At 41.0% G+C, this 1385-nt stretch carries 1 protein-coding gene; it reads right to left on the bottom strand.

Annotated elements, in window-relative coordinates; all coding sequences use genetic code 11:
• Nucleotides 1-140 precede the first annotated feature (140 nt).
• Nucleotides 141-1382 (bottom strand): IS256 family transposase, encoded by a 1242-nt coding sequence (locus tag MJZ25_16635; GenBank protein MCQ2125792.1) that lies wholly within the window; start codon nucleotides 1380-1382, stop codon nucleotides 141-143.
• Between the last annotated feature and the right edge of the window lie 3 nt (nucleotides 1383-1385).

Genomic DNA, 1385 nt, shown 5'->3' with positions numbered 1-1385 from the left:
ATTAATGCGAGTTACTCGCTTGCAGCTGACAGCTACTGTTTATGTTTCGAATATAAAATACGATTTGATTTTTTTCAAGAGTCAAATGAGTTAAAGACAACTTGCCCGTAGAAAAGCAGGTTGTCTTTTTTTTATGAGTATTAGTCTGGCAGACGGCCTTCGTACATTATGCACATTTCACCGTAGACTCTGCCCCAGTCCCTGAGAGGTAATGTCCATTTTTTTGTTGCTTCGAATGTTGCCAGGTAAAGAGCCTTTAGCAAAGCCTGATCGCTTGGGAAAACACTTCGCTGGCGATTCAGTTTTCTGTAAGTAGAATTCAAACTTTCGATGGCATTGGTGGTATAAATGACCTTTCTGACATCAGCAGAAAATTTAAATATAGGTGTAATGACATCCCAATTTACAGTCCAGCTTTTCATTGCATTAGGATATTTTGAAGACCATTTTTCTGTAACCCTGTCCCGGGCTTTTGCACCAGCCTTTTCATCAGAGGCATGGTAAATGGTTTTAAGATCTGCAGCGAAAGGCTTGCGGTCTTTGTCGGCAACATACTTCAAAGTGTTTCTGACCTGATGAACGATACAGCGCTGGTATTCAGTTTTAGGAAATGCAGCATTGATTGCTTCCTTGATTCCTGTGAGTCCATCGGCACAGATGACCATAATGTCCTTTACACCGCGATTTTTCAGCTCATTAAGCACGTTAAGCCAGTATTTTGAGCTTTCATTGTCTCCAACCGACAGAGAAAGAACTTCCTTATGGCCGTCGCAGGTAAGTCCAAGAATCACATAGGCTGCAAGCTTACGAATAACTCCGTTGTCACGAACTGAGTAATGAATGGCATCAATGTAAATCACCGGATATATTTCTTCCAGCGGACGGTTCTGCCATTCTTCAATTTCAGGAAGGATCTTATCTGTAACATCCGAAATGAATCCTTCTGAAGTTTCAAATCCGTAAATGTCCTGAATGGTATCTGAAATCTGGCGGGTGGTCATCCCTTTTGCATACATCGAGATTATTTTTGAATCAATGTTGTTTATGTTTTTCTGACCTTTTTTTACAACCTGAGGTTCAAAAGTAGAACGGCGGTCCTGAGGAACTTCAATTTCCATCTTGCCGAAACGAGATTTTACAGTTTTTGATTTGTAGCCGTTGCGATAATCGTCACTGTCTGATCGTTCTGATTTTTCGTAACCCAGATGATGGTCCATTTCAGCTTCCATCATTTCTTTAATGGTTCCGCCAAGAAGATCTTTGAGAGCTTCTTCGATGTCTTCTGCAGACTGGATGTCATACTCAGACAGAAGGCCTTTGATTATTTCTCGTTTGCCTTCTGTCATTTCCACTTTGTGTGGGGGAATTTTGTCTTTTGCCATAGT

The sequence above is a fragment of the Fibrobacter sp. genome (assembly GCA_024399065.1).
GTDB lineage: Bacteria > Fibrobacterota > Fibrobacteria > Fibrobacterales > Fibrobacteraceae > Fibrobacter.
Note: the sequence above shows the minus strand (reverse complement) of the source record. Positions and strands in the feature narration are given on the sequence as shown.